Here is a 26,814-nt window from a genome sequence, read left to right on the forward strand (position 1 = left end):
CCCCACCGCCGAGCGGTGGGGCCCTCCTCCGTATGTCCGGGCGCGCTCAGAGCGCGTGCCTGCGCTGCAGCACGTTGTAGGCGATCCAGCCCGGCAGCACCGGCAGCCAGAAGGTGAGCGCCCGGAAGAGGAACACCGCCGGGGTGGCGACCGCGGGGGAGACGTCCGCGACGGTCAGGGCGCCGATCAGGGCGACCTCGACCGGGCCGATGCCGCCCGGGGTGGGGATCGCCGAGCCGGCCGCGTTGGCGGTCAGGAAGACCACCGCGACGGCCGAGAAGCTGACGTCGCCGCCGAAGGCCTGCACCGAGAAGTCCAGACAGGCGGTGAAGGACAGGGTCAGCAGCAGGATGCCGCCGAAGCCGGTGATCAGCTTGCTGGGCGTCTGCATCAGGTCGAGCATGCGCGGCACCACGCCGAAGAACAGCGAGCGCAGCCGGCCCAGCACGAAGCGGCGCAGCGGTGCGACCGCGGCCACCACCAGGGCGAGCACGGCGGCGGTCAGCACCCCGATGATCACCGCCCGGGAGGCGGAGAGGTCGCCGTTGGTCTGGCTGCCGGTGATCAGGCCGAAGCTGAACAGCAGCAGCAGGTGCCCGGCCAGGCCCGCCAGCTGGGAGGCGCCGACCGAGGCGACCGCCTGGCCCGGGCGGATCCCGGCCTTCTGCAGGTAGCGGGTGTTGAGCGCGATGCCGCCGATCGCCGCCGGGGCGACCAGTTTCACGAAGGAGCCGGCCAGCTGGGCCGCGACGGTGCGCCGGAACGGCAGCCGCTCGGGGACGAAGCCGGTCAGGCTCATCGCGGCGGCGACGTAGCTGAACGCGGCCGCCAGCAGGGCCGCCGCCGCCCACGCCCAGTTCATCTGGGAGAGCTTGAGCTGGGCCGGCTTGATGGTGGTCAGCGCCAGGTAGGCGGCGAAGGTGAGCGCGATCACCATGATCAGGCTCTTCGGCTTCAGCCGCTCCAGCTTGGCCGGCTCCATCGGCGCCTCGGGGGCGATCTGCAGGATCTGGCCGCGGATGCGGCTGAGCAGGTCCTCGCCGGCCGCCGCGATGTCCTCCTCGGCCTGCTCCTGGGTGCGCTCGCCGGCCGCGACCTGCTCCAGGGCCTTGGCCCGGGCGGCGGTCTTGCGCTCCTTGGTGAGCTTGGCGAGGTCGACCCGGGTGGAGCGGCTCATCCCGACCGGCTGGAGCAGCGGCAGCGCCTGGGCGACCCGGTCCGCGCCGAGCACCGCGTTGGCGGTGGCGACGGCCCGCTCGGGGCCGATCCGCAGCGCGAAGGTGGTGAGCAGCTGGGCGACGTCGATGCGCAGGGTCAGGTCGGTGGCGGCGATGTCGCCGCCGGACAGGTTGACCAGGCAGGCGGTCTTGTCGTCGACGACCAGCAGCGACTCGCCGGTCAGCCGCCGGTGGGCGATCCGGCGCTCGTGCAGGGCGGCCACCGACTGCCACAGCGAGGCCATCACCCGGTCGGTGACCTCCTCGTCGGCGAGCTCGTCCAGGGTGAGGCCCTCGACGTTCTCGTACACCAGGATCGCGGCGTCCGGGCCCAGCTCGGAGGTGGCCACCAGCTGGGGCGCGCGGGCGCCCGAGGCGGCCGCCGCGTACGCGATCAGGGCCTCCTGCTCCAGCGCCTGGCGCAGCGACTGGGGGCTGCGGCGCACCGCGACCGAGCGCAGCCGCAGCCGCCGCCAGGCCCGGTAGAAGAAGCCGGAGGCCTGCTGCTCGCGGTCGATGATGTGGACGTCCAGCGGCGGGCCGTCCTGCTGGGTGACGTAGTAGCGGCGGGTGCCGCCGGGGGCGTCCGGGGCGCGGTGGGCGCCGTCCGGGGTGAAGCCGACCTTGCGCAGGCCGATCATCAGGTGCTGGCCGGTGGGCCGGATGTTGGGGGAGCCGATCGCGTACAGCGTGCCGTAGGCGACGGACCAGCCGATCAGCACGGTCAGCATCAGCGACAGCGGGGTGGTGTAGCCGCCGAGCAGCTCGGTGACCCCGCTGAAGACGACCACCACCCACAGGGCCACCCGCCAGCGCGGCCGGCTCGACATGCCGACGGCGGTCATGTAGGCGATCACCGGGGCGAGGTAGCCGTGCACCGGGTCGGTGAGGCTGCCGTTGCTGTCCAGCGGCAGCCGGGTCAGCGCCGTCCTGATGTGCTCGGAGGCGCCCTCGGCGACCCACCAGTCGATGCCCAGCGAGACGCCGTACGCGAGCACCGAGGCGAGCACGCCGTCGGCGACCCGCAGGCCGTCGCGTTTGATCAGCCGCTCGACGGCGAAGGCCAGCGGCACGGCGAGCACGGCGACGCTGGAGACCAGGCCGGTGATGGTGGACAGCACCGCGGAGAAGTGCGGGGCGTTGGTGGCGATGTCCTGCTCGATGCCGGTGGTCGTCGAGGTGGCGATGCCGGCCAGGACGAAGACCGCGACTATCCCGAAGACCCCGGCCAGGAAGCGGATCAGGTCGGACGGGCGGTGCGCGCGGGCGGCGAGCAGCGGCTCGTCGACGTCCAGGTGCGGGGCGTCGTCCAGCGGGTCGTGGTGCTCGGTCCGCGCGGCCGGCGGTGCCGGTGCCGCCGGGGCGGGTACGGCCGGGGTCCGGGCGGGCGGCTGGGCCGCGGGTTCGGGGGCCTTCTCGGGCGTGGGGGTCTTGATCGTCAGGTCCTTGATCAGGGAGACTTCCGGGGTCGGCCCGTTCCCGGGCCGCCCATCGGACTCGTCACCGGGCGCCGGGGGCACGACGGAGCCGGACTCGTCGGAGTCCCTGTCCACGCCCACGTCAGCCGTCCCGGTCATCTGGTCTTGTCCTCGTATCACCACTCACCGCCCCGAAGATGGTGGCATGCCCCGGCCCCCCGTGCTGGACAGGGGCCGGATCGGGCGCGGCGGGTCGTTCGTACGGGGCCGCGCGCGCGTCCCTGTAAGGAAGAATGCCGCAGGTGACGGACGTAACAGACGACGGCGTCCCGGACGCCCTACCGCCGTTCGCCGAACTGGTGCTCGACCTGACCGAGCGGATTCCACCCGGCCGGGTGATGACCTACGGCGACGTCGCCGAGTACCTCGGCCAGGGCGGCCCCCGGCAGGTCGGCCGGGTGATGGCCCTGTACGGCGGCTCGGTGCCCTGGTGGCGGGTGATCCGCGCGGACGGCCGCTTCCTGCCCGGGCACGAGCACCGCGCCCTCGCCCACTACGGCGAGGAGGGCACCCCGCTGCGCGAACTCGCCGACCCGCCCCGGGTCGACCTCAAGCGGGCCCGCTGGGACGGCCGGGAGAATTCACCGAACCCCGAGCGCGGACGGGATTGACGGGGCAGGATCGTAGGCTCGATGCGGGCGGCCCCGCCGCGATCCCTCCGCGACCCCTCCGAGGACCCTCCGCGACCCCGCCCCGGCCATGCCTCTCCGTACAACCCCAGGACCCGTTCGTGAGTTCGCCCTACCGGCTCGTGCGCAACCCGCTCGTCCAGCCCGACCCGCCCGTGCTGGACGCCTACCAGCGCGCCGTGGTCGAGCACACCGGCGGCCCGCTGCTCGTCCTCGCCGGGCCGGGCACGGGCAAGACCACCACCCTGGTCGAGGCCGTCGCCCGGCGGATCCAGGACGGCACCGACCCCGAGAAGATCCTCGTCCTCACCTTCAGCCGCAAGGCCGCCGTCGAACTGCGCGACCGGATGTCCGGCCGGCTCGGCTCCACCGCCGCCGCCCCGCAGGCCACCACCTTCCACTCCTTCTGCTACGCCCTGCTGCGCGCCCACCAGGACCCGGAGGACTACGCCGAGCCGCTGCGGCTGCTCTCCGGCCCCGAGCAGGACGTCATGGTCCGCGAACTGCTGGCCGGCGGCGCCGAGGACGCCCGCGACGGCCGCGGCCGGATCGCCTGGCCGCTCGACCTGCGCGCCTGCCTGACCACCCGCGGCTTCGCCGACGAGGTCCGCGCCGTCCTCGCCCGCAGCCGCGAGCTCGGCCTCGGCGAGCACGAACTCGAACGCTTCGCCCAGGGCGTCCAGCGCCCCGACTGGGCCGCCGCCGCGCACTTCCTCGCCGACTACCTCGACGTGCTCGACCTGCGCGGCGTCCTCGACTACGCCGAACTCGTCCACCGCGCCGTGCTGCTCGCCGAACGCCCCGAGGTCGGCGAGGAGCTGCGCCGCCGCTACGAGGTCGTCTTCGTCGACGAGTACCAGGACACCGACCCCTCCCAGGTCCGGCTGCTGCGCCAGCTCGCCGGGGGCGGCCGCGACCTGGTCGCCGTCGGCGACCCCGACCAGTCGATCTACGCCTTCCGCGGCGCCGACATCAACGGCATCCTCGACTTCCCGCAGGCCTTCCGCCGCCCCGATGGCACCCCCGCCGAGGTCAAGGTGCTGCGGGTCTCCCGCCGCTCCGGCGCCGTGCTGCTCGCCGCCTCCCGCGAACTCGCCCGCCGGATGCCGATGGGCCGGCTGCCCGCCGACAAACTCGCCCAGCACCGCGCCCTGCTGCCCTCCCGCGAGGGCGGCCGGGTCGAGGTGTACACCTACCCCACCCCCGGCGCCGAACTCGACTCGATCGCCGACCTGCTGCGCCGCGCCCACCTGGAGGACGGCGTGCCCTGGGGCGAGATGGCCGTGCTGGTCCGGGCCGGCGCCCGCTCCATCCCCGGCGTGCGGCGGGCCCTCGGCGCGGCCGGCGTCCCGCTGGAGATCGACGGCGACGACCTGCCGCTGCGCGAGGAGCCGGCCGTCGCCCAGCTGCTGCTCGCCCTGCGGGTCTGCGCCGAGCAGGCCGCCCGCGACAAGCAGGCGCTCCTCGACACCCCCGGTCCGCACACCCCCGACCCGCTCACCGAGGACCTGGCCCACGCCCTGCTGACCGGCCCGCTCGGCGGCCTCGACGGCTCCGACCTGCGCCGCCTGGGCCGCGCCCTGCGCGAGGAGGAACGCGCCGCGCTGCGCGCCGACAGCCGCGCCGACGGCCTCCCCGCCGCAGCCCCGCGCCCGGCCGGCGAGCTGATCCGCGAGGCCCTCGCCGAACCCGAGCGGCTGATCGCCCTCGACCCGGCGACCGCCCGCCGCGCCCGCGACCTCGGCACCCTGCTGCGCAAGGTCCGCGAGCTGCTGGCCGGCGGCTGCACCGCCGAGGACGCCCTCTGGGAGCTGTGGGACGGCAGCCGCCGCTGGCGCGAACGCCTGGAGCGCGCCGCCCTGCGCGGCGGCGCCGCCGGCCGCAACGCCGACCGCGACCTGGACGCGCTGTGCGCCCTGTTCGAGACCGCCGCCCGCGCCGAGGAACAGGTCACCGGCCACCGCAGCGCCCTCGACCTGCTCGCCGAACTCGAAGCCCAGGACATCGCCGCCGACACCCTCACCGTCCGCACCGTGCGCCCCGAGGCGGTCCGGCTGATGACCGCCCACCGCTCCAAGGGCCTGGAGTGGCGCCTGGTCGTCGTCGCCGGCGTCCAGGACGGCCTCTGGCCCGACCTGCGCCGCCGCGGCTCCCTGCTGGAGGCCGACCGGATCGGCCGCGACGGCCTCGCCGAACCGCTCTCCCCGGCCGCCCTGCTCGGCGAGGAGCGCCGGCTCTTCTACGTCGCCGCCACCCGCGCCAAGGAACGGCTGATCGTCACCGCCGTCAAGGCGCCCGCCGACGACGGCGACGAACCCTCCCGCTTCCTGCGCGAGCTCTACCGCGAGGACGTCGACCCGCGCACCGGCAAGGTGGTGCGCCGCACCCCGCCGGTCACCGTCGAGGACGTCACCCACCGCCCGCGCCGCCCGCTGTCGGTGGCCGCCCTGGTCGCCGAGCTGCGCGCCGTCACCGTCGACCCCGCCCGCTCGCCCGAACTGCGCCGCGCCGCCGCCGAACGCCTCGCCACCCTGGCCGCCGCCACCGACGAGGACGGGCTGCCGCTGGTGCCCTCCGCCCACCCCGACCGCTGGTGGGGCCTGGACGACGCCACCGCCGCCGCCGAGCCGCTGCGCAGCGCCGACGCGCCCGTACGGCTGTCCGGCAGCGGCCTGGAACAGCTGGAGAACTGCTCGCTCCAGTGGTTCCTCGACAAGGAGGTCAAGGCCCGCGCCCCCGGCACCGCCGCCCAGGGCTTCGGCAACGTGGTGCACGCCCTCGCCGACGAGGTCGGCTCCGGCCGCACCCCCGCCGACCTCGCCGTCCTGATGGCCCGCCTGGACACCGTCTGGGACGCCCTCGCCTTCGACGCCCCCTGGAAGTCCCACCAGGAGAAGAACGAGGCCCGCACCGCCCTGGAGCGCTTCCTCAACTGGCACGTCCTGGAACGCGGCCGCGCCCTGGTCGCCACTGAGCACGGCTTCGACGTCACCCTCGACGTCGGCGGCGTCTCGGTGCGCATCCGCGGCTCGATGGACCGGGTCGAGAAGGACCACGCCGGACGCGCCTACGTGGTCGACTTCAAGACCGGCAAGCAGATCCCCACCGACAAGTCGCTGCCCGACCACAAGCAGCTCGCCGTCTACCAGCTCGCCGTCCGGGCCGGCGCCCTCAACGAGCTGCCCGGCTTCACCGAGCACCCCCCGGCCACCGGCGGCGCCGAACTCGTCCACCTGCGCGAGGCCGCCGCCAAGGCCGACCCGGACGCCCCCAAGGTGCAGCGGCAGGAGCCGCCCGAGGGCGAGCCGTGGATCGAGAACCTGCTCGCCGAGGCCGCCGGCAAGGTCCTCGCCGAGCGCTTCGTCCCGCAGACCGGCGGCGGCTGCGACCGCTGCTCCTTCCGCCGCAGCTGCTCCGCCCAGCGCGACGGCGCGCAGCTGGTGGAGTAGCAGGTCAGGCGGGCGGCCGATCCCGGGTTGTCCGCCGCTCCGGTTACGGTTGCGGGGTGACCGCCGTGCTCAGCCATCCCGACCAGCTCAAGGAGCTGCTGGGCATCCCGTTCAACCGGGAGCAGATGGCGGCCATCGGCGCCCCCCTGGCCCCGGCCGTGATCGTGGCCGGCGCCGGCTCCGGCAAGACCACCGTGATGGCCGCCCGGGTCGTCTGGCTGGTCGGCTCCGGCGCCGTACGGCCCGAGGAGGTGCTCGGCCTCACCTTCACCAACAAGGCCGCCGGCGAACTCGCCGAACGCGTCCGCACCGCCCTGCTCCGCGCCGGTATCGCCGACCGGGACGAGGGCGAACCGCTCGGCGAACCCGAGATCTCCACCTACCACGCCTTCGCCGGCCGCCTGCTCAAGGAGCACGGCCTGCGGATCGGCATCGAGCCCGACGTGCGGCTGCTCGCCGACGCCACCCGCTTCCAGCTCGCCGCCAAGGTGCTGCGCACCGCCCGAGGCCCCTTCCCCGCCCTCACCGGCACCTTCAGCAACCTCGTCGCCGACCTGACCGCCCTGGACGGCGAACTCGCCGAGCACCTGGTCGAGCCCGCCGCCCTGCGCGCCCACGACGAGCGGCTGCTCGACACCCTCGCCACCGTCAAGCTCGGCAACGACGACCTGCGGGCCGTCCCCGTCACCGCCCGTGCCCGGCTGGAACTGCTGCGCCTGGTCGAGGACTACCGCCGCCGCAAGCAGGGTGCCGGGCTGATGGACTTCGGCGACCAGATAGCCGCCGCCGCCCGCCTCGCCCAGCAGCGCCCCGAGGTCGGCGAACTGCTCCGCGGCCAGTACCGGGTCGTCCTGCTGGACGAGTACCAGGACACCTCCGTCGCCCAGCGCCTGATGCTCGCCGGCCTGTTCGGCGCCGGCCCCGGGAACACCGGGGGCGGCCACCCGGTGACCGCCGTCGGCGACCCCTGCCAGGCCATCTACGGCTGGCGCGGCGCCTCCGTCGCCAACCTCGACGACTTCCCCCGGCACTTCCCGAAGGCCGACGGCCGCCCCGCCGACCGCTACGCGCTCAGCGAGAACCGCCGCAGCGGCGGCCGGCTGCTCGCCTTCGCCAACGAACTCGCCGCCCCGCTGCGCGCCATGCACGAGGGCGTGGAGGCGCTGCGCCCGGCGCCCGGCGCCGAACAGGACGGCTACGTGCGGGCCGCGCTGCTGCCCACCCACGCCGAGGAGGTCGACTGGCTCGCCGACTCGATCGCCCACCTGGTGCGCACCGGCACCGCGCCCGGCCGGATCGCCGTGCTCTGCCGGGGCGGCGCGGCCTTCCCCGACATCCACGCCGCGCTGGTCGCCCGCGAGGTCCCGGTCGAGGTGGTCGGCCTCGGCGGGCTGCTGCAACTGCCCGAGGTGGCCGACCTGGTGGCGGTCTGCGAGGTGCTCCAGGACCCGACCGCCAACGCCGCCCTGGTGCGCCTGCTGATCGGCCCGCGCTGGCGGATCGGCCCGCGCGACCTCGCCCTGCTCGGCCGCCGCGCCGCCGCCCTGGTGCGCACCGAGCGGCCCGAGGGCGTGGAGGCGCTGGCCGCGGCCGTCGCCGAGGCCGACCCCACCGAGGTGGTGTCGCTGGCCGACGCGGTCGAGACCTTCCTCACCACCTCCTCCGGCGCGGAGGGCGACCAGCCCGACGAGCTGCCGTTCTCCGCCGAGGCCAGGGTGCGCTTCGCCCGGCTCGCCGCCGAACTGCGCGAGCTGCGCCGCTCGCTGGCCGACCCGCTGATGGACGTGCTGCACCGGGTCCTCACCGTCACCGGCCTGGAGGTCGAACTCGCCGCCTCCCCGCAGGCGCTGGCCGCCCGCCGGCGGGAGAGCCTGCACGCCTTCCTGGACGTCGCCGCCTCCTTCGCCGACCTGGACGGCGACCCTGGCCTGGCCGCCTTCCTCGGCTTCCTGCGCGCCGCCCAGGAGTACGAGCGCGGCCTGGACAGCAGCCTGCCCGGCGGCGAGGACACCGTGAAGGTGCTCACCGCGCACAAGTCCAAGGGCCTGGAGTGGGACGTGGTGGCCGTCCCCGGCCTGGTGAAGGGCGCGTTTCCCTCCGGCAGCCCGCGCGAGCGCTGGACCAGCACCAAGCGGGTGCTCCCGCACGCCCTGCGCGGCGACGCCGCGACCCTGCCCGACGTGCGGGGCGGCTGGACGTCCAAGTCGATGGCCGCGTTCAAGAAGGAGCTGGCCGAGCACTCCGGCACCGAGGAGCTGCGGCTGGGCTACGTCGCCTTCACCCGCCCCCGCTCGCTGCTGCTGGCCTCCGGGCACTGGTGGGGGCCGAGCCAGAAGACCGTCCGCGGCCCGTCCGCGTTCCTGGAGCAGCTGCGCGCGCACTGCGAGCAGCCCGGCGCCGGCGAGGTCGAGCACTGGGCCGAGCAGCCGGAGAAGGGAGCCCAGAACCCGGCGCTGACCGCCGCCGTCGAGCGCCCCTGGCCGCTGCCGCTGGACCCGGCCGCCCAGCACGCCCGCCGCCGGGTCGCCGAGGTGGTGCGCACCCGCCTGGCTGGGGCGTCGGCCCCCGAGCCCGAGCCGATGGCCGTCGAGGACCAGCGCCAGGTCGCCTCCTGGGACCGCGACCTGACCGCGCTGCTGGGGGAGTTGGAGCGCTCCCGGCGCACCGCCCGCGAGGTGCCGCTGCCGCCCGCGCTGTCCGCCACCCAGCTGCTGCGCCTGGCCGCCGACCCGGACGGCTTCGCGCACGAGCTGGCCCGCCCGATGCCCCGCCCCCCGCAGCCCGCCGCCCGGCGCGGCACCCGCTTCCACGCCTGGGTGCAGTCCCGGATCGAGCCGCTGCTGCTGATCGAGCCCGGCGCGCTGCCCGGCGCCGACGACGACGGCATCGAGGACGAGCAGGACCTGGAGCGGCTCAAGGAGGCGTTCCTGCGCACCCCGTACGCGCAGCGCCGGCCGCACCGGGTCGAGGCGCCGTTCCAACTGGTGCTGGCGGGGCGGGTGGTGCGCGGCCGGATCGACGCGGTCTACCGGGACGGTGACGGGGTGTCGGAATCCGGTGGTGCGTCACGCTACGAAGTGGTGGACTGGAAGACCCACCGGGAGGAGACCGCCGACCCGCTGCAGCTCGCGGTCTACCGGCTCGCCTGGGCGGAGCAGGCGGGCGTTGATCCCGAGCTGGTCACGGCGTCGTTCCTGTACGTCCGCAGCGGACGGATCGTCCGTCCGGAAGGACTTCCCGACCGAAAAGAGTTGGAACGGCTCCTGATCGGGAACAGTGACTAATGAGTCACGCAGAGCACCCGAGTCATCGCGCCGACGTCCGAAACCTGTGCGTCGTGCACGTTTCGCGCCTATTGTGGGGTCGGTAACCGGTCAACCCCCGTACTCCGGCCGCCGACGAGGCCCGCATTCCCTGACCCTCAGTCATCGCCGCAGGTGCCCACGGGCATCGGCGTCTTCTGCTGGAGAGACCGAAGTTGAGCGCGACCGGATGGATCAGAGAGCGGTTCACCGGGCCGACCCCGGGACCCGCTCCGGGCGCGACCGGCACCTGGCCGAGGACGGCGCTCGCGCTGCCCTTCCTCGGCATGGCGCTGATCGTCGTCCTCGACTACCTCAGCGGCACCGAGGTGACGGTCGAACCCGCCCTCACCGCCGTACCCGCACTGGCCGCCGTGGTCAGCCACCGCACCTGGTACCCGCTGCTCATCGGCCTGGGCACCGAGGCGGCGGCCTTCCTGATGGCCTTCCGCAGCGACGCGCTCGGCCAGTCCGTGCACGCCGCCAGCGTCATCGCGATCCTGCTGGTCGCCACGATCGGCTGGGTCAGCGCCACGCTGCGACTGCGCCAGGAACGCGCCCTGGCCGACGCCCAGTTGGTCGCCTCGATCGCCCGCCGGGTGCTGCTGCGGCCGGTCCCCGAACGGGTCGGCAGCGTGCGCGCCGCCGTCCACTACGAGGCCGCCGCCGCCCACGCCCGGATCGGCGGCGACCTGTACGAGGTCGTCAACACCCGGCACGGCGTACGGGCCGTGGTCGGCGACGTGCGCGGCAAGGGCCTCGGCGCGGTCGAGACCGCCGCCGCCGTCCTCGGCGCCTTCCGCGAGGCCGCCCACCAGGAGCCCGCCCTCGACCGGGTGGCCGGCTGGCTGGCCGTCAGCCTCGACCGGGCCCTGCACGAGAACGACCACCCCGGGGTGGAGGAGGAGTTCGTCACCCTCGTCCTGATCGGGGTCGGACCGGACGGCACCGCCGAACTCGTCAACTGCGGCCACCCCTCGCCGCTGCTGCTGCGCGGCGGCCTGGTCCACCCGCTCGAACTCGCCGAGACCGTACCGCCGCTGGGTGTCCTCGACCCGGCCGACGTCCGCCCCCCGGTGCACAGGGTCCCGCTGCTGGCCGGCGACCGGGTGCTGCTGTTCACCGACGGGGTGATCGAGGCCCGCGACCGCTCCGGCGCCTTCTACCCGCTCGCCGAGCGCTTCCCGCGCTGCGCCGACGGCCGCCCGGCCGACGTCCTGCAGCGCCTGCACGAGGACGTGGTGCGCCACGTCGGCCGCCAACTCGGCGACGACGCGGCCATGCTGCTCCTGCAGTACGACCCGACCCCGCCCGCCCTCGCCCACCTGCCGCAGCAGGCGGGCGTCCTGATCAAGCGTTGAAGCCGGACAGGCCCTAGAGCGACACCCGGACCAGCAGCGGCCGGTGGTCCGACACCCCGGCGTGCGGTGCCGCCGCCGGGCCCACGGCCGCGCGCGGCACGCCGACCGCCAGCACGTGGTCGAACTGCACCGCAGGGCGGTGCGCCGGATAGGTCGGCGTGCGGGCCAGGTCGTACCAGCCCTGCAGCCGGGCCCGCGGTTCGCGCACCCGCCGCCGTCGCGGGGTGCCCAGCGCGGTGCCCAGCGCGGGCCGGGCCCGCCGGGCCGCCCGCAGCTCCCGCACCCGCGCCCGCGGCGCGGTGCGCTCCAGTGCCGTCGCCCCGCCGAGCACCGTGCGCGGCACCGCGCCGATCAGGTTGAAGTCGCCCAGCACCAGGTACGGCTGCGGCAGGTCGGCGATCCAGCGCCGGATCCCGGCCAGCTGCGCCATGTTCCAGCCCGGCACGAAGGACAGGTGGGCGGCGACCACCGTGAACGGCCCGCGCTCGCCCTCCAGCACGGCCGCCAGCGCCGCCCGGGGCTCGTCCGGCACCGGGGTCAGCCCGCGCCGCCCGGCCACCCGCAGCGGCAGCCCGAACGGGGCCGGGGCGAAGCGCCGGGCCCGCCAGTGCCGCACCGGCAGCCGGGTCAGCAGCGCCGTCCCGTAGGAGGGCGGGGCGTCGTCGCCGACCTCGGCCGGCCCGTACACCCGCAGTCCGTTCGGCCCGGACGGCTCCGGCACCCAGCCGGCCACCGGGGCCGGGCGTCCGTGCAGGGCGGCGGCGAAGCGCCAGTCGCCCGCGCCCATCGCCGCGGCCGCGACCGCCGTCTGGTCGGTGCCGCCGGAGCGGGCCTGGTGCCGGTCCACCTCCTGGAGGGCCAGCACGTCGGCGTCCAGCGCGGCCACCGCCTGCGCCAACGGGGCGCCCGCGTCGGCCGGGTAGGGCAGCGGCGAGCCGTCCGGGGCGAGCGGCTGACCGTGCAACAGGTTGAAGGTGGCGATGCGCAACTGGCTCACACCGCACGACGGTACCGGAGGGGGCGCGGCTTGAGGCCGTAGGGCATACCGGGTATACATACTCAGTATGTCCATCCGCCACGGTCTGCTCGCCCTGCTCGACCAGGGCCCCCGCTACGGCTACCAGCTGCGCACCGAGTTCGAGGCGCGCACCGGCGCCACCTGGCCGCTCAACGTCGGACAGGTCTACACCACCCTGTCCCGACTGGAGCGTGACGGCCTGGTCGAGGCCGCCGGGGAGGACGAGGAGGGCCACCAGTTCTACGCCGTCACCGACGCCGGCCGCACCGAACTGCGGGCCTGGTTCGACACCCCGGTGCCCCGGACCAACCCCCCGCGCGACGAGCTGGCGATCAAGCTCGCGATGGCCGTGACCGTCCCCGGGGTCGACGTCTCCGCCGTCGTCCAGGGCCAGCGCCGGCACAGCATCAAGGCCCTCCAGGACTACACCCGGCTCAAGGGCCGCGCCCTGGCGGGCGAGGCCAGACCCGGCGTCGTGCCCTCCGAGAGCAACGAACTCGCCTGGCTGCTCGTCCTCGACCAGCTGATCTTCCAGACCGAGGCCGAGATCCGCTGGCTCGACCACTGCGAGACCCGGCTCGCCCAGCAGGCCGAACTCCTGCAGGCCCGCGCCGCCGAAGCCGCCCGCGACGGCGCCGCGAAACCCAAGCGGCTCGGCCGCCGCACCCGCGCCTGAGGCGCGCCCCAGCCACTCGAAACCGGCCGGCGCCCCCCGGGGCGCCCCACCCGTACCCAGCACAAGGGGGGAACCGTGTCCCACACCCAACAGCCCCGGCAGACACCGGTGCTGCACCTGGAGAACGTCACCCGAGTCCACGGCCAGGGCGCCGCCGAGGTCCAGGCCCTGCGCGGCGTCGACCTCAAGGTCCACCCCGGCGAGTTCGTCGCCGTCATGGGCCCCTCCGGCTCCGGCAAGTCCACCCTGCTCACCCTCGCCGGCGGCCTCGACACCCCGACCACCGGACAGGTCCTGGTCGAGGGCGTCGGCCTCGGCGGGCTCACCCGCAAGAAGCTCGCCCAGGTCCGCCGCCGCTCCGTCGGCTACGTCTTCCAGGACTACAACCTGATACCGGCGCTCACCGCCGCCGAGAACATCTCGCTGCCGCGCGAACTCGACGGCCTGTCCGCCCGCGCCGCCCGCCGCGAGGCCCTCGCCGCCCTGGAGGAGCTCGGCATCCCCGAACTCGCCGACCGCTTCCCCGACGACATGTCCGGCGGCCAGCAGCAGCGCGTCGCCATCGCCCGCGCCCTGATCGGCGACCGCCGCCTCGTCCTCGCCGACGAACCCACCGGCGCCCTCGACTCCACCACCGGCGAAGCCGTCCTCGCCGTGCTGCGCGCCCGCTGCGACGCCGGCGCCGCCGCCATGATGGTCACCCACGAGGCCCGGCACGCCGCCTGGGCCGACCGCGTCGTCTTCCTGCGCGACGGCCGCATGGTCGACGAGTCCGTCAGCCAGGACGCCGCCAGCCTGCTCGTCAGCGCCGCCACCAACAGCGCGAAGGTGGACGAGTGAAGCTCAGCGCCTGGCGGGTCGCCCTGCGCATCGCCCGCCGCGACGCCCTGCGCGCCAAGGGCCGCAGCGCCCTCGTCGTCGCGATGGTCGCCCTGCCCGTCCTCGGCGTCACCGGCGCCGACGTGTTCTACCGCAGCTCCACCCTCCAACCCGCCGAACGGGTCGTGCGGATCATGGGCCAGGCCGGCGCCGAGATCGGCCTGAGCGAACGCGGCGCCACCGTCAAACAGGCCCCCAACCCCGACGACGGCGTCATGGTCGACAGCCCCAAGTACCAGGCCAAGGACGGCGCCGCCCCCGTCTACAACCCCGCCCAGCAGCGCTCCCTCGACACCGAACCCGCCAAGCTGGTCCAGCAGGTGCTCCCGCCCGGCAGCACCCTGGTGCCCGAACGCACCGGCCCCAGCACCGCGGCCACCAGCACCGAGGGCCTGCTCACCACCCAGACCAGCGAAGCCGACCTGACCGACCCGGTCTGGCACGGCCGGGTCGACCTCGTCCAGGGCCGCGCACCCGCGAACGACCACGAGGCCGCCGTCACCCGCGAGTTCCTCAACCGCTCCGGCCTGAAACTGGGCGACCGCACCACCGTGCGCGGACTGGAGTCCACCCCCTTCACCATCACCGCCACCGTCGAGTTCCCCGGCGACCTCAAGGCCACCGAACTCATCGCCCGGCCCGGCACCCTGGTCGCACCGCTCGCCGGCGCCTCCGCCGCCGCCCAGGACCCGGCGTCGGCCGCGGCCCGGACCAGCGGCCCGGCCTCCGCCGCCGACCGGGCCAAGGCCCCCGACGACGCCACCCGCTGGCTGGTCAAGCTCCCCGCCGGCACCGGCCTCGACTGGGCCAAGGTCACCGAACTCAACGGCTACGGCTTCACCGTCGCCTCCCGCGCCGTCCTGCTCGACCCGCCCGCCCGCGCCGACGTCCCGTACTACGCCGACATGGACAAGCGCGGCGGCTTCGGAGCCACCGCCTTCTTCGACCGCACCTCCGTCGTCATCCTCGGCACCGTCGCCGGCATGGCCCTGCTGGAGATCGTGCTCCTCGCGGGCCCCGCCTTCGCCGTCGGGGCCCGGCGCTCCCGGCGGCAGCTCGGCCTGCTCGCCGCGGCCGGCGGTGACCGCGCCAACGTCCGCGCCGTCGTCCTCGGCGGCGGCATCGTCCTCGGCGTCACCGGCGCCGCCATCGGCCTGGCCCTCGGCGTCGGCCTGGTCGCCCTGCTGCGCACCCAGGCCGAGGACTACGCCGGCCAGCGCTTCGGCCACTTCAACCTGCAGCCGCTCGACCTGCTCGGCGTGCTCCTGGTCGGCCTGGTCACCGGGCTGCTCGCCGCCGTCGTCCCCGCCGTCCAGGCCTCCCGCCAGGACGTCGTCTCCGCGCTCACCGGCCGTGACTCGCTCAAGCCGCCGAGCCGCAAACTCGCCCTGCTCGGCCTGCTGATGCTCGCCGGCGGCACCGCCCTCGCCCTGCTCGGCGCCACCAGCGGCTTCGTCAGCCGCAGCATCGCCGTCCTCGGCGGCTCCGCCGTCGCCGAACTCGGCATGGTCGCCCTCACCCCGTACTTGGTCGGCCTGTTCGGCAAGCTCGGCCGCTGGCTCTCGCTCGGCCCCCGGCTCGCCCTGCGCGACTCCGTCCGCCACCGCGGCCGCACCGCACCCGCCGTCGCCGCCGTCATGGCCGCCGTCGCCGGCTCCGTCGCGGTCAGCATCTACCTCGCCAGCTACGAGGACCAGCAGCGCCGCGAGTACGTCGCCTCCGGCCCCGCCGGAGCCGTCATGCTCGGCGGCTGGATGAGCGCCAACGACGCCAAGCTGCTCCCCCAGCTGCGCGACACCCTGGAACGCGCCATGCCGAACATCGGCCCGCGCGCCGACGTCGCCCGGGTCAACTACAAGGGCGACTGCTCGGGCGGCCAGCCCTGCGGCTACGTCCGGGTCGACCTCCCCAAGGAGCTGCGCTGCCCCGCCTACGACAGCGACACCAGGCTCAGCAGCGCGGAGATGGACCGGATCACCAGCTCCGACCCGCGCTGCCAGATCCACGAACGCGGCGGCAACCACTTCAGCTCCCTCACGGCCGGCGACCCCACCCTGCTGCGCAACCTCTTCGGCGTCACCGACCCCGCCGCCGGGCAGGCCCTCGCGGCCGGCAAGGCCGTCGTCTTCGACCCGCGGTACATCAAGGACGGCAAGGTCGTCATCCAGACCACCGAGCCGGTCGACTACAACACCCCGGGCGGCACCACCATGGCCACGCCCCTGCGCACCGACCACGCCGTCGACGCCGTCCTCGCGCCGGCCACCGTCCCGGCCCACGGCCAGGCCGTGATCAGCCCGGAGACCGCCACCCGGCTCGGCCTCGGCACCAGCCCGGCCGGCTCGGTCTGGCTGCCCGCCGAAGCGCCCACCGACGCCGCCGAGCAGAAGGCCGGCGGCGCGCTCTCCAAGGTCAGCGAGCACAGCGAGTTCTCGGTCGAGCGCGGCTACCAGTCCCGGGCCGGGCTGATCGGCCTCGGGCTGTCCGGCTTCGCCGCCCTGGTCGCCCTCGGCGCCGCCGGCATCGCCACCGGACTGGCCGCCGCCGACTCCCAGCGCGACCTGACCACCCTCGCCGCGGTCGGCGCCGAACCGCGCATCCGGCGCTCGCTCTCCGGCTTCCAGTGCGGGGTGATCGCCGCCATGGGCACCCTGCTCGGCACGGTCTGCGGCGTGCTGCCGGCCGTGGCCCTGCGCAAGGTCCAGGCCCTCGCGACCACCTACCCCGGGATGAGCCCCCAGGAGATCGCCGACAAGGCGTCCGTGGTCTTCCCCTGGCCCACCGTCGCCGCCACCGTCCTGGTGCTGCCGCTGCTCGCGGCCGCGCTGGCCGCGGTCCTCACCCGCTCGCGGATCTCGCTGCTGCGCCGCACCGGCTGAGGCCCGGGCCCGGCTCCCGCCACCCCCGTCCGCCCTTCCCGGCGGCGGGGGTGACGGAGGTTACAGGCCCGACGGCGTCCGGCACCCGGAGGGCCGGGGCGGGCACCCGCACGGGCGAACTACAGTCGTCGGTATGACGAGAACCCCGGACAGCGCCGTCCGCTCCTACATCGACCAGCACCAGGCCGCCTTCCTCGCCGACCTCTCCGAGTGGCTGGCGATCCCCTCGGTCTCCGCCGACCCGGAGCGCGCCGGCGACGTGCGCCGCTCCGCGGACTGGCTGGCCGCCAAGCTGCGCGACACCGGCTTCCCGGTGGCCGAGGTGTGGGAGACCGACGGGCTGCCGGCGGTGTTCGCCGAATGGCCGTCCGGGGACGAATCCGCGCCGACCGTCCTGGTCTACGGGCACCACGACGTGCAGCCCGCCGCGAAGGAGGACGGCTGGGACACCGAGCCGTTCACCCCGACCGTCGTCGGCCGGCGGCTGTACGCGCGCGGCGCGGCCGACGACAAGGGCCAGGTCTTCTTCCACACCCTGGGGGTGCGCGCCCACCTCGCCGCCACCGGGCGCACCGCGCCGGCCGTCAACCTCAAGCTGCTGATCGAGGGCGAGGAGGAGTCCGGCTCGCCGCACTTCGCCGACCTGGTCCGGCGCGAGGCCGGGCGGCTGGCCGCCGACGTGGTGGTCATCTCCGACACCGGCATGTGGTCCGAGACCACCCCGACGGTGTGCACCGGCATGCGGGGCCTGGCCGACGCCCAGCTCGACCTGTACGGCCCGGACACCGACATCCACTCCGGCTCCTTCGGCGGCGCCGTCCCCAACCCGGCCCAGGTCGCGGCCGAGCTGGCCGCCGCCCTGCACGACGCCGACCGCAAGGTCGCGGTCCCGGGCTTCTACGACGGGGTCGTGGAGCTGACCGAGCGCGAGCGCGAGCTGTTCGCCGAACTGCCCTTCGACGAGGCGCAGTGGCTGCGCGTCGCCAAGTCGTACGGCACCCGCGGCGAGGCCGGGTACTCCACCCTGGAGCGGGTCTGGGCCCGCCCCACCGCCGAGGTCAACGGCATCTGGGGCGGCTACACCGGCCCCGGCGGCAAGACCATCGTGCCGTCCTCGGCGCACCTCAAGCTGTCCTTCCGGCTGGTCGCCGGGCAGGAGGTGGAGAAGGTCCGGGAGGCGGTCCGGTCCTGGATCGCCGAACAGGTCCCCGAGGGCATCCGGTACGAGCTGGTCTTCCCCGGCGCGACCCGGCCCTGCCTGACCCCGCTGGACCACCCGGCGCTGCAGTCCACCGTCCGCGCGATGGGCCGCGCCTTCGGGCAGAAGATCCTCTTCACCCGCGAGGGCGGCTCCGGCCCCGCCGCCGACCTCCAGGACGTGCTGGGCGCGCCGGTGCTGTTCCTCGGCATCTCGGTGCCCTCGGACGGCTGGCACTCGGTCAACGAGAAGGTCGAGCTGGACCTGCTGGCCAAGGGCGTCGAGACCGCCGCCTACCTGTGGGGCGACCTGGCCGAGAACTTCCGGCCCGGCGCGTGAGCGAGCACGGCGGGGCGGGTTCCCGAGCGGCCGCGCGCGGAACGGCAGTCAGATCACTCATCCGGATGATTCACCACGTGGGGATGGAACGACGTGAGCACCGAGCCTGATACCGAGCGCCCGCGAGCCCTGGCCCTGGCCAGGGCCGGGGTGGAGCGGGCCGCCGAGCACCGGTTCGACGAGCCCTGGCTCGCCGCCGCCTGGAGCCACCCCGCCACCCGGGTGCTGCCGATCGCCGGCGGCGAGGCCTTCGTCGTCGACACCGCCGAGGGCACCGAGCTCGTCCTGCTGCCCTCCTTCGAGGCGCCGCAGACCGGGGACCGCTACTTCCTCGGCACCGACGAGGACGGCGTCTCCTACTTCGCGCTGGCCGGCGAGAGCCTGCCCGGCCGGCTGGACGGCGACGCCCGCCCGGCCGGGCTGCGCGAGGTCGGCGCGATGCTGTCCGACCGCGACGCCGGCCTGCTGGTGCACGCCGTCGCCCTGGAGCACTGGCACCGGCTGCACAGCTTCTGCTCGCGCTGCGGCCACCCCACCGAGAAGGCCGGCGCCGGGCACGTGCGGCGCTGCACCTCCTGCGCGGCCGAGCACTACCCGCGCACCGACCCGGCGGTGATCATGGTGATCACCGACGAGCAGGACCGCTGCCTGCTCGGCCGCCAGGCGCTGTGGCCGGAGGGCCGCTGGTCCACGCTGGCCGGCTTCGTCGAGCCGGGGGAGTCGATCGAGCAGGCGGTGGCCCGCGAGGTGCACGAGGAGGCGGGGGTGCGGGTCGGCGAGGTCCGCTACGTCGCCAGCCAGCCCTGGCCGTTCCCGTCCAGCCTGATGCTCGGCTTCACCGGCAAGGCGCTGCCCGGCGGCACCGACATCACCGTGGACGGCGAGGAGCTGGCCGAGGCGCGCTGGTTCTCCCGGGAGGAGCTGCGGGCCGGGATGGAGGCCGGGGAGATCCTGCCGCCGTCCGGCATCTCGATCGCCCGCCACCTGGTCGAACTCTGGTACGGCGAGCCGCTGCCCTCGGCGGCGCGCTGGTAATCCTGTACGAATTCCCCGGACGCCCGGGGATGAGTCGGGGATGGGGGGGCGCGTGGCTTATGCCGCGCGCCCCCGATTTCCTTTCCAAGCCCTTCCCGAATCCACCACCACCGGCTGTTCGTAACCGGACGGGCCAGTTCTGCTACCGCAGGACACTTCGGAGCCCCCACCGTCAACCCGCGCGGACGACATTGCCGGAAACGGCTGAAACCGCGTCACCGCGCTCGCTACATTCACTCGGGTGACAATCCCCCGGGGCACCGCCCAATCCCCCAAATACCAGCGCCTCGCCGCCGACCTGCGCCGCCGGATCGCCGAGGGCGAGTTCACCGCCGCCGCGGCGCTCCCGGTCGAGAGCGAACTGGAACGCCAGTACGGCGTCGCCCGCAACACCGTCCGCCTCGCCGTCGACGTCCTCGTCAACGAAGGCCGGCTCGTCCGCCTCCAGGGCAAGGGCACCTACCTGCGCGAACACCCCGTGCTCGACCACCGCGCCTACGGACCCACCCTCGCCCCCGTGCCGCGCGACTGCCTCGCCGCACCCTCCGCCGTCTACCTCGGCGAAGCCGACGAAGCCGGGCGCGAACTCAGCACCGACTTCGAGATGATGATCGTCCGGGCCCGGGTCGACATCGCCGAACGCCTCGGACTGCGCCCCGGCGAGGCCATCGTCGTCCGCCGCCAGCTGCGCCTGCTCGACCGCGAGCCCTACTCCATCGAGGAGAGCCACTACCGGGCCGGACTCGCCGCCGGCACCCCGCTGATGGAACCCGACCCCGTCGAAGGCGGCGACGAGGCCGTCCTCGCCACCCTCGGCCGCACCGAGATCGGCGCCGTCGACCACCTCGTCGCCCGGATGCCCGGCCCCGAGGAGGCCCAGTGGTTCCAGGGCGGCCCCGGCGTCCCGCTGATGGTCCAGACCCGGGTCACCTACGACCGGCGCGGCCCCGTCCGGGTCATCGAGACCCGCTACTCCGCCGACCGCAGCCGGCTCGTCTACGGCATCGGCGACCTCGGCGCGCGCACCAGCCTGCCCGCCCCCGCCGCCCCCGTCGACCCCGCCCGGGCCGACGCGCGGTGACGCGCGCCGCCCCCGGGCGGAACCGGACGGATCAGGCCGCCAGGGCCTTCTTGACCTGGATCAGGCTCGGGTTGGTCATCACGACCTGCTCGCCGCCGCCCACCGGCTGGACCAGCACCGTCGGCACCGTCTGGTTGCCGCCGTTCACCGACTCGACGAACGCCGCCGACGCCGGGTCCTCCTCGATGTTGATCTCGGTGTAGCCGATGCCTTCACGGTCCAGCTGGCTCTTGAGTCGGTTGCAGTAACCACACCAGGTCGTGCTGTACATCGTCACGGTGCCGGACATCGAGGGGGCTCCTTCGAAAGAGGGGTTCGTACGTTCTCACAGCCGCAACGTCCACCGCGCGGCCGTCATTCCGGCCCCACGTCGCACGGGGGCGGAGCGATCATCCTGCGATCGCACCGGGCCTGTGGACAACCCCGTCCCCGTTGTCCCACCGGGCTGAGAGGATGGAACGCATGCAGGAAGACCTCTTGAGCGGCAGCCCCTACGACGGCCCCCAGGGCTCCCCCTGGGCCGACCCCGGCGCCGCCACGGGCCCCGACGCCGTGCTCGCCGGGCTCGACCCCGAACAGCGCGCCGTCGCCACCGCCCTGCACGGCCCCGTCTGCGTCCTGGCCGGCGCCGGCACCGGCAAGACCCGCGCCATCACCCACCGCATCGCCTACGGCGTGCGCAGCGGCGTCTACCAGCCCCAGCAGGTCCTCGCCGTCACCTTCACCGCCCGCGCCGCCGGCGAGATGCGCGGCCGGCTGCGCCAGCTCGGCGCCGAAGGCGTCCAGGCCCGCACCTTCCACGCCGCCGCCCTGCGCCAGCTCCAGTACTTCTGGCCCCGCGCCGTCGGCGGCCCGGTGCCCCAGCTGCTCGAACGCAAGGTCCAGCTCGTCGCCGAGGCCGCCGGCCGCTGCGGACTGCGCGTCCAGCGCACCGAACTGCGCGACCTCACCGCCGAGATCGAATGGGCCAAGGTCACCCAGACCGCCCCCGAGGACTACCCGGCCGCCGTCGCCAAGTCCGGCCGCGAGGCCCCCCGCGACCCGGCCGAGACCGCCCAGGTCTACCGCGTCTACGAGGAGACCAAGACCCGCCGCGGCAACATCGACTTCGAGGACGTGCTGCTGCTCACCGCGGCCATCCTGGAGGACCGCCCCGACATCGCCGACCAGGTCCGCAGCCAGTACCGGCACTTCACCGTCGACGAGTACCAGGACGTCTCCCCGCTCCAGCAGCGCCTGCTCGACCGGTGGACCGGCGAGGACGGCGGCGCCAGCCTGTGCGTCGTCGGCGACGCCAGCCAGACCATCTACTCCTTCACCGGCGCCACCCCGGACTACCTGCTCAACTTCCGCAGCCGCCACCCCCAGGCCACCGTGGTCAAGCTGGTCCGCGACTACCGCTCCACCCCCCAGGTCGTCCACCTCGCCAACGGACTGCTCTCCCAGGCCCGCGGCGAGGCCGCCCGCCACCGCCTCGAACTCGTCTCCCAGCGCGAGGCCGGCCCCGAACCCGTCTACACCGAGTACGAGGACGAGCCGACCGAGGCCGAGACCACCGCCCGCCGGATCAAGGACCTCATCGCCGCCGGCGTGCGCGCCAGCGAGATCGCCGTCCTGTTCCGCACCAACGGCCAGTCCGAGGTCTACGAGCAGGCCCTCGCCGACCTCGGCGTCCCCTACCAGCTCAAGGGCGCCGAACGGTTCTTCGAACGGCCCGAGGTCCGGGACGCCGGCGTCCTGCTGCGCGGCGCCGCCCGCGCCGCCGCCGACCCGCTCACCGCCGGCGCCCCCGACCTGGCCGGCCAGGTCCGCGCCGTCCTCGCCAGCCGCGGCTTCACCCCCGAGCCGCCCGCCGGCTCCGGCGCCGTGCGCGACCGCTGGGAGTCCCTCGCCGCCCTCGTCCGGCTCGCCGAGGAGTTCGAGCGCACCCGCACCGCCGAGGGCCTGGGCACCGACCTCGCCGCCTACGTCGCCGAACTCGACGCCCGCGCCGCCGCCCAGCACGCCCCCGCCGTCGAGGGCGTCACCCTCGCCTCCCTGCACGCCGCCAAGGGCCTCGAATGGGACGCCGTCTTCCTGGTCGGCCTCACCGAGGGCACCCTGCCGATCATCTACGCCAAGACCGACGAACAGATCGAGGAGGAGCGCCGCCTCCTCTACGTCGGCGTCACCCGCGCCCGCAAGCACCTCAGCCTCTCCTGGGCCCTCTCCCGCTCCCCGGGCGGCCGCGCCTCCCGCAAGCCCAGCCGCTTCATGGACGGGCTGCGGCCCGGCTCCACCGCCCCGGGCGCACGCGGCGGCGCGCGCGGCGGGCGGGGGAGCGTCGAGGCCGGCGAGCGCTCGGCCGCCCGGCGGGTCCGCGGCCCGGTCAAGTGCCGGGTCTGCGACAAGCCGCTCACCGACGCGGTCGAACGCAAGCTGCGCCGCTGCGAGGACTGCCCGTCCACGATGGACGAGGCGCTGTACGAACGGCTGCGCGAGTGGCGGGCCGCGCAGGCGAAGGAACAGGGCGTCCCGGCGTACGTGGTGTTCACCGACGCGACCCTGATGGCGATCGCCGAGGACGTGCCCGCGAACCGGCAGGAACTGGCCCTGATCTCGGGGGTCGGTGCCATGAAGCTGGACAAGTACGGGGCCGCCGTGCTCTCGTTGTGTGCGGGGGAGGAGCCCGAGGGGGATCCGGACGGCGTCGAGGACGACGGTCCGGTCGATCCGGCGTGAGCCGGCACGGGCGCGGTCCAGGGGACTGCTCGGGGGACTTCGCAACCGCCGCGGAACGTCGCGCGGACCGCGCCGTCGATGGCGTCGCGTGAACTCGCGTGAAAAATAGTTTGCGCGGCGTACCGCGAGCGCAATAGCCTGCCGGAGCGGTCAAGGGGACGAGGTCGCACGGGGTGAAACCTGTGCCGATTCCCCTGGCCACGCAGCTTCACCAGCTTCACCGAGACAGACATCCGAACATTCGGAGCCAGGGGAACCAGGCTCCGCGAGACGCCGAGAGGAGGCGAAGACAGTGGGAAACATCATGATCACCAAAATGACTGGCCAGACCGTTGTCGCTGCCTCCCTGCGTGCCGCCCGTCTGCGGGCGCTCGCCGAGCTCGGTGGAACCGGTCTGGGTCTCGACACCACCGGTGTCTCCGTCGCCTCCGCTGTCAGTGGTCTTGGACACACTGATCTGTGCCCCGCGGGCGGCAGGAGTGTCGAAGGCATCGTCGTCGAGACCGGTCTGTCCCGTGACTGGGCACTGGTCGGTACGTCGCGCTCCGAGTGCGATGAGCGACCGACCCAGGCACCGAAGGCGGCCGTAGCCGCCGCCATGCATGGCGGCTATGCGCGGGTCATCGGTGCCGGAAACGCCCAGAAGCAGAACGAGCAGCAGATCAACCAGGCCAAGGCCGCCTTTATCGGGGCCCAGGCCATCCGGATGCGGGCCTTCCGCGGGCCTGAACCCTGGAGAGAACGAACCTGAGTCAGCCTCAGGTCGGCACCTCCAGGGCCGCGGAACCCGTCACACCGGGATCCGCGGCCCTTCTGTTTTGTCCGGTACGCAAGACCACCCAGGCCCTCCGGGGCCTCCGGCCCAGCACCACCAGTCCCCTGGGTCGGAACCACTGAGAAGACGAGGAAGACGCCCACAGTGTCCACGGTCATCACGCCGCCCATCCCGTCCGTACCGCCGACAAGCCAGATCACCAAGGCCGACCAGGCCGACCCTCCGGAGGTTCCGTTCATGCAGCTCAACTCGATCGAGCAGGCCGAGGCGCTCGGTCTCCCCATCCCGTGCCGCGCCTTCGACCCCGAGGTCTTCTTCGCCGAGACGCCCGCCGACGTCGAGTACGCGAAGTCCCTCTGCGGCACCTGCCCGGTGAAGGAGACCTGCCTCGCGGGCGCCCTGGAGCGGCGTGAGCCGTGGGGCGTCTGGGGCGGCGAGCTGTTCGTCCAGGGTGTCGTCGTGGCCCGCAAGCGGCCGCGTGGGCGTCCGCGCAAGACCGAGGTCATGGCGTGAACCCCGCCCTCGAAGCCAGGGCAGTCCGCCGGGGAGAGCAGCCCCCGCTGGACAGCGCCCTCCGCCGGTCCGTACGGATCGCCGCCGCCAAGGCCGACGCAGCAGCCCGCACCGTCCCATTTCCGAGCACGCACCACGAGCAGGACCACCACATGACCCCCGCCGCCATCGATCCGACCGTCCGCGCCGAGCAGACCACCGAACTTCAGATCCAGAACAGGACCCTCGAAATGCAACTCCTGCATGAATCCCTGGCCCGAGCCCATATGCAAGACAGGCTCCACGAGGCCGAGGAACAACGTCTCGTCACCCGGGTCGCCCGGGCCCGCAGGCTCCGGCAGCGGGCCGAGCGGGCCTCTCTGCGCGCCCGTAAGGCGCTCGCCGTCGCGCTGATGTAGCGCGCCGGACTCCGGCGGTTCGCCGCCGATCCGACTGACCCCCGTCGTGCCGCAGGCCGCCCCCGTTCGCGGGGAGCGGCCTGCGGCCGTTGTCGGGGCGGTTGCCCCGGGCGGTGGCCCGTCGGGCCGTCGTCTCAGGGGCGGGCGGGCTTGGCGGGCTTGGAGCGCTTCGCGGGTGCGGGGTCGGTTGCGGGTGCGGTCGCCTTGGTCGCCGTGGCGGGCTTCGCGGCCTTGGCCGGCTTGCTCGATCGTGCGGGTCGCTCACCGGAGAACTCGGGCAGCCACTCCAGCATCTCGGCGCGGAACGGCGCCTTGGCACCCAGCTGACACAGCACCCCGATGGTGCTCAGCGTCACCCGGTGGATCAGCAGGTACGAGGGCGGCAGGTTCAGCTGCTTGCCCAGGTTGTAGGCGGGCGAGCGCGGATCGGCGATCCGGGCCGCCTGGGCGCGCATCCAGACCCGGGTGAAGTGGAAGCTGTCCACCGCCGCCGGCTCGATGATCGGCACCAGGTAGTCCAGCACCGCGTCCGGGTCCAGCTGGATCGAGGGCTTCACGAAGCCCTCGTCGCGCAGCATCTTGAGCACGCCCGCCGCGTCCCCATCCAGCGCCATCCGCAGCGAGGCCCCGATCGGCGCGGGCAGGCCGCCCGGCAGCCGGTCCACCGTGCCGAAGTCCAGCACGCCCAGCCGCCAGCCCTCGACCGGGCCGTCGTCCTTCAGTAGCCGGAAATTGCCCGGGTGCGGGTCCGCGTGCAGCAGCCCCGTCCGGGACGGGCCGGCGAACAGGAACCGGGCCAGCAGCTGCCCGGCGCGGTCGCGCTCCTCCTGGGTGCCGTTCGCGATCACCTCGGACAGCGGGGTGCCGTCCATCCACTCGGTGATCAGCACCTGGTCGGCCTGCGCCACCACGACCGGCACCACGATGTCCGGGTCGCCCGCGAACTCCTCGGCGTGCCGGCGCTGGGCCTGCGCCTCCAGCTCGTAGTCCAGCTCCTCCGAGACGCGCTCGCGCAGCTCGGTGATCAGCGGCTTGATGTCCAGCCCGGGAATCAGCGGGCCCAGCAGCCAGGCCACCCGGGAGAGCTGGGAGAGGTCGGCGAGCAGGGCGTCGCCCGCACCCGGGTACTGCACCTTGACCGCGACCCGTCTGCCGTCGTGCCAGACCGCGCGGTGCACCTGGCCGATCGAGGCGGCCGCCGCCGGGCGGTCGTCGAACTCCAGGAACAGCTCGCGCCAGCCCTCCCCGAGCCGCTCGGCGAGCGCGGTGTGCACCTTGGCGGCGGGCATCGGGGGAGCGGCGTCCTGCAGCTTGGTGAGCGCCGCCCGGTACGGCCCGGCGACCTCCTCGGGCAGCGCGGCCTCGAAGACGGACAGCACCTGCCCGAACTTCATCGCCCCGCCCTTGAGCTCGCCCAGCACCTTGAACAGCTGGTCGGCGGTGGCCTGCTGGAGCTCGGCCGTCACCACCTCGGCGGACCGGCCGCCGATGCGCCTGCCCAGTCCGAGCGTGGCGCGACCGGCTATCCCCAGCGGCAGGGCGGCGAGCCGTGCCGTGCGGGTCACTGCCTTGCGCGGAAGATCGCTCACCCGGGCCTCCATTCCCCTGGCCCCCCGACACCGGACGGGCCCACCATCACTAGGCCATTGTGCCCGCTTCCGGGGCTGCGTCCGGCGGTATTTCGCGGGGTCCCTTCGGGGCCCCGGTTCATCGACACCTCCGGGGCCCGCCCCCTCCCCCCGCCCCCACCCACCCTCCTCCTCCCACCTCACCCGCCGCCCGCCCACCCACCTCCCGTGTTCGCCCCGTCCCTCGGAACAGCGGCTCCCGCTTCTCCCGGCCCGCGCCCTGCCCCCAGGCAGGGCG

At 74.5% G+C, this 26,814-nt stretch carries 18 protein-coding genes; 14 read left to right on the forward strand and 4 right to left on the reverse strand.

Translation table 11 applies throughout. The features are described 5' to 3' along the window. Positions 1-46 precede the first annotated feature (46 nt). Complete coding sequence (locus ACFVXG_RS44775; RefSeq protein WP_387936283.1) at positions 47-2,794, reverse strand: flippase-like domain-containing protein; 2,748 nt, start codon at positions 2,792-2,794, stop codon at positions 47-49. Positions 2,795-2,928: 134 nt separating this feature from the next. Between ACFVXG_RS44775 and ACFVXG_RS44780 the strand changes: the two genes are divergently transcribed. The 4 genes from ACFVXG_RS44780 (at position 2,929) to ACFVXG_RS44795 (ending at position 11,436) form a co-directional block, all read left to right on the forward strand. Continuing rightward, entirely contained in the window at positions 2,929-3,306 is a 378-nt protein-coding gene (locus ACFVXG_RS44780) for an MGMT family protein (protein WP_387936284.1), read from the forward strand. Between the two features lie 119 nt (positions 3,307-3,425). Beyond that, a complete protein-coding gene (locus ACFVXG_RS44785; protein WP_387936285.1) occupies positions 3,426-6,773 on the forward strand; it encodes an ATP-dependent helicase in 3,348 nt (1,115 codons plus the stop codon). Between the two features lie 56 nt (positions 6,774-6,829). Continuing rightward, the gene (locus tag ACFVXG_RS44790) at positions 6,830-10,057 is read left to right on the forward strand and encodes a UvrD-helicase domain-containing protein (protein ID WP_387936286.1); all 3,228 of its coding nucleotides are present in this window, start codon (positions 6,830-6,832) and stop codon (positions 10,055-10,057) included. A 194-nt stretch (positions 10,058-10,251) separates the two neighbouring features. Beyond that, the gene (locus tag ACFVXG_RS44795; RefSeq protein ID WP_387936287.1) at positions 10,252-11,436 is read left to right on the forward strand and encodes a PP2C family protein-serine/threonine phosphatase; all 1,185 of its coding nucleotides are present in this window, start codon (positions 10,252-10,254) and stop codon (positions 11,434-11,436) included. A gap of 13 nt (positions 11,437-11,449) precedes the next feature. Here the strand turns inward: ACFVXG_RS44795 and ACFVXG_RS44800 are convergent, their stop codons facing one another. Continuing rightward, positions 11,450-12,433, reverse strand: coding sequence for an endonuclease/exonuclease/phosphatase family protein (locus ACFVXG_RS44800; RefSeq protein WP_387936288.1), 984 nt, complete (start codon positions 12,431-12,433; stop codon positions 11,450-11,452). Between the two features lie 67 nt (positions 12,434-12,500). On the opposite strand from ACFVXG_RS44800, the gene ACFVXG_RS44805 reads away from it, so the two are divergent. The 6 genes from ACFVXG_RS44805 to ACFVXG_RS44830 all read left to right on the forward strand — a co-directional run bounded on the left by ACFVXG_RS44805 (position 12,501) and on the right by ACFVXG_RS44830 (position 20,541). Further along, on the forward strand, positions 12,501-13,130 hold the full coding sequence (locus tag ACFVXG_RS44805) for a PadR family transcriptional regulator (RefSeq protein WP_350506160.1): 630 nt from the start codon (positions 12,501-12,503) through the stop codon (positions 13,128-13,130). Between the two features lie 75 nt (positions 13,131-13,205). Then, a complete protein-coding gene (locus ACFVXG_RS44810; protein WP_387936289.1) occupies positions 13,206-13,970 on the forward strand; it encodes an ABC transporter ATP-binding protein in 765 nt (254 codons plus the stop codon). Further along, complete coding sequence (locus tag ACFVXG_RS44815) at positions 13,967-16,888, forward strand: FtsX-like permease family protein (RefSeq protein ID WP_387936290.1); 2,922 nt, start codon at positions 13,967-13,969, stop codon at positions 16,886-16,888. Before ACFVXG_RS44810 ends, ACFVXG_RS44815 begins: the two co-directional genes overlap by 4 nt. A 133-nt stretch (positions 16,889-17,021) precedes the next feature. Continuing rightward, entirely contained in the window at positions 17,022-18,425 is a 1,404-nt protein-coding gene (locus ACFVXG_RS44820; protein WP_387936291.1) for a dipeptidase, read from the forward strand. A gap of 93 nt (positions 18,426-18,518) precedes the next feature. Then, positions 18,519-19,460, forward strand: coding sequence for an NAD(+) diphosphatase (gene nudC / locus ACFVXG_RS44825; protein ID WP_387936292.1), 942 nt, complete (start codon positions 18,519-18,521; stop codon positions 19,458-19,460). Between the two features lie 241 nt (positions 19,461-19,701). Next, complete coding sequence (locus tag ACFVXG_RS44830) at positions 19,702-20,541, forward strand: GntR family transcriptional regulator (RefSeq protein WP_387936293.1); 840 nt, start codon at positions 19,702-19,704, stop codon at positions 20,539-20,541. Positions 20,542-20,572: 31 nt separating this feature from the next. Here ACFVXG_RS44830 and ACFVXG_RS44835 read toward each other — a convergent pair whose 3' ends face one another. Next, on the reverse strand, positions 20,573-20,830 hold the full coding sequence (locus ACFVXG_RS44835) for a mycoredoxin (RefSeq protein ID WP_350506166.1): 258 nt from the start codon (positions 20,828-20,830) through the stop codon (positions 20,573-20,575). A 263-nt stretch (positions 20,831-21,093) separates the two neighbouring features. Between ACFVXG_RS44835 and ACFVXG_RS44840 the strand changes: the two genes are divergently transcribed. The 4 genes from ACFVXG_RS44840 (at position 21,094) to ACFVXG_RS44855 (ending at position 24,948) form a co-directional block, all read left to right on the forward strand. Then, on the forward strand, positions 21,094-23,262 hold the full coding sequence (locus tag ACFVXG_RS44840; RefSeq protein WP_387936298.1) for an ATP-dependent DNA helicase UvrD2: 2,169 nt from the start codon (positions 21,094-21,096) through the stop codon (positions 23,260-23,262). 292 nt (positions 23,263-23,554) lie between these two features. Next, on the forward strand, positions 23,555-24,013 hold the full coding sequence (locus ACFVXG_RS44845) for a hypothetical protein (protein ID WP_387936294.1): 459 nt from the start codon (positions 23,555-23,557) through the stop codon (positions 24,011-24,013). A gap of 168 nt (positions 24,014-24,181) precedes the next feature. After that, positions 24,182-24,550 (forward strand): WhiB family transcriptional regulator, encoded by a 369-nt coding sequence (locus ACFVXG_RS44850; RefSeq protein WP_387936295.1) that lies wholly within the window; start codon positions 24,182-24,184, stop codon positions 24,548-24,550. Then, positions 24,547-24,948, forward strand: coding sequence for a hypothetical protein (locus tag ACFVXG_RS44855; protein WP_387936296.1), 402 nt, complete (start codon positions 24,547-24,549; stop codon positions 24,946-24,948). Before ACFVXG_RS44850 ends, ACFVXG_RS44855 begins: the two co-directional genes overlap by 4 nt. A 134-nt stretch (positions 24,949-25,082) precedes the next feature. Here the strand turns inward: ACFVXG_RS44855 and ACFVXG_RS44860 are convergent, their stop codons facing one another. Beyond that, positions 25,083-26,537 carry an ABC1 kinase family protein gene (locus tag ACFVXG_RS44860; RefSeq protein WP_387936297.1) on the reverse strand — a complete coding sequence of 485 codons (1,455 nt, stop codon included), beginning with the start codon at positions 26,535-26,537 and terminating at the stop codon, positions 25,083-25,085. Positions 26,538-26,814: the final 277 nt, after the last annotated feature.

Origin of the sequence: Kitasatospora sp. NPDC058162 (genome assembly GCF_042884005.1) — a bacterium.
In the GTDB taxonomy this organism is placed as follows: Bacteria; Actinomycetota; Actinomycetes; order Streptomycetales; family Streptomycetaceae; genus Kitasatospora.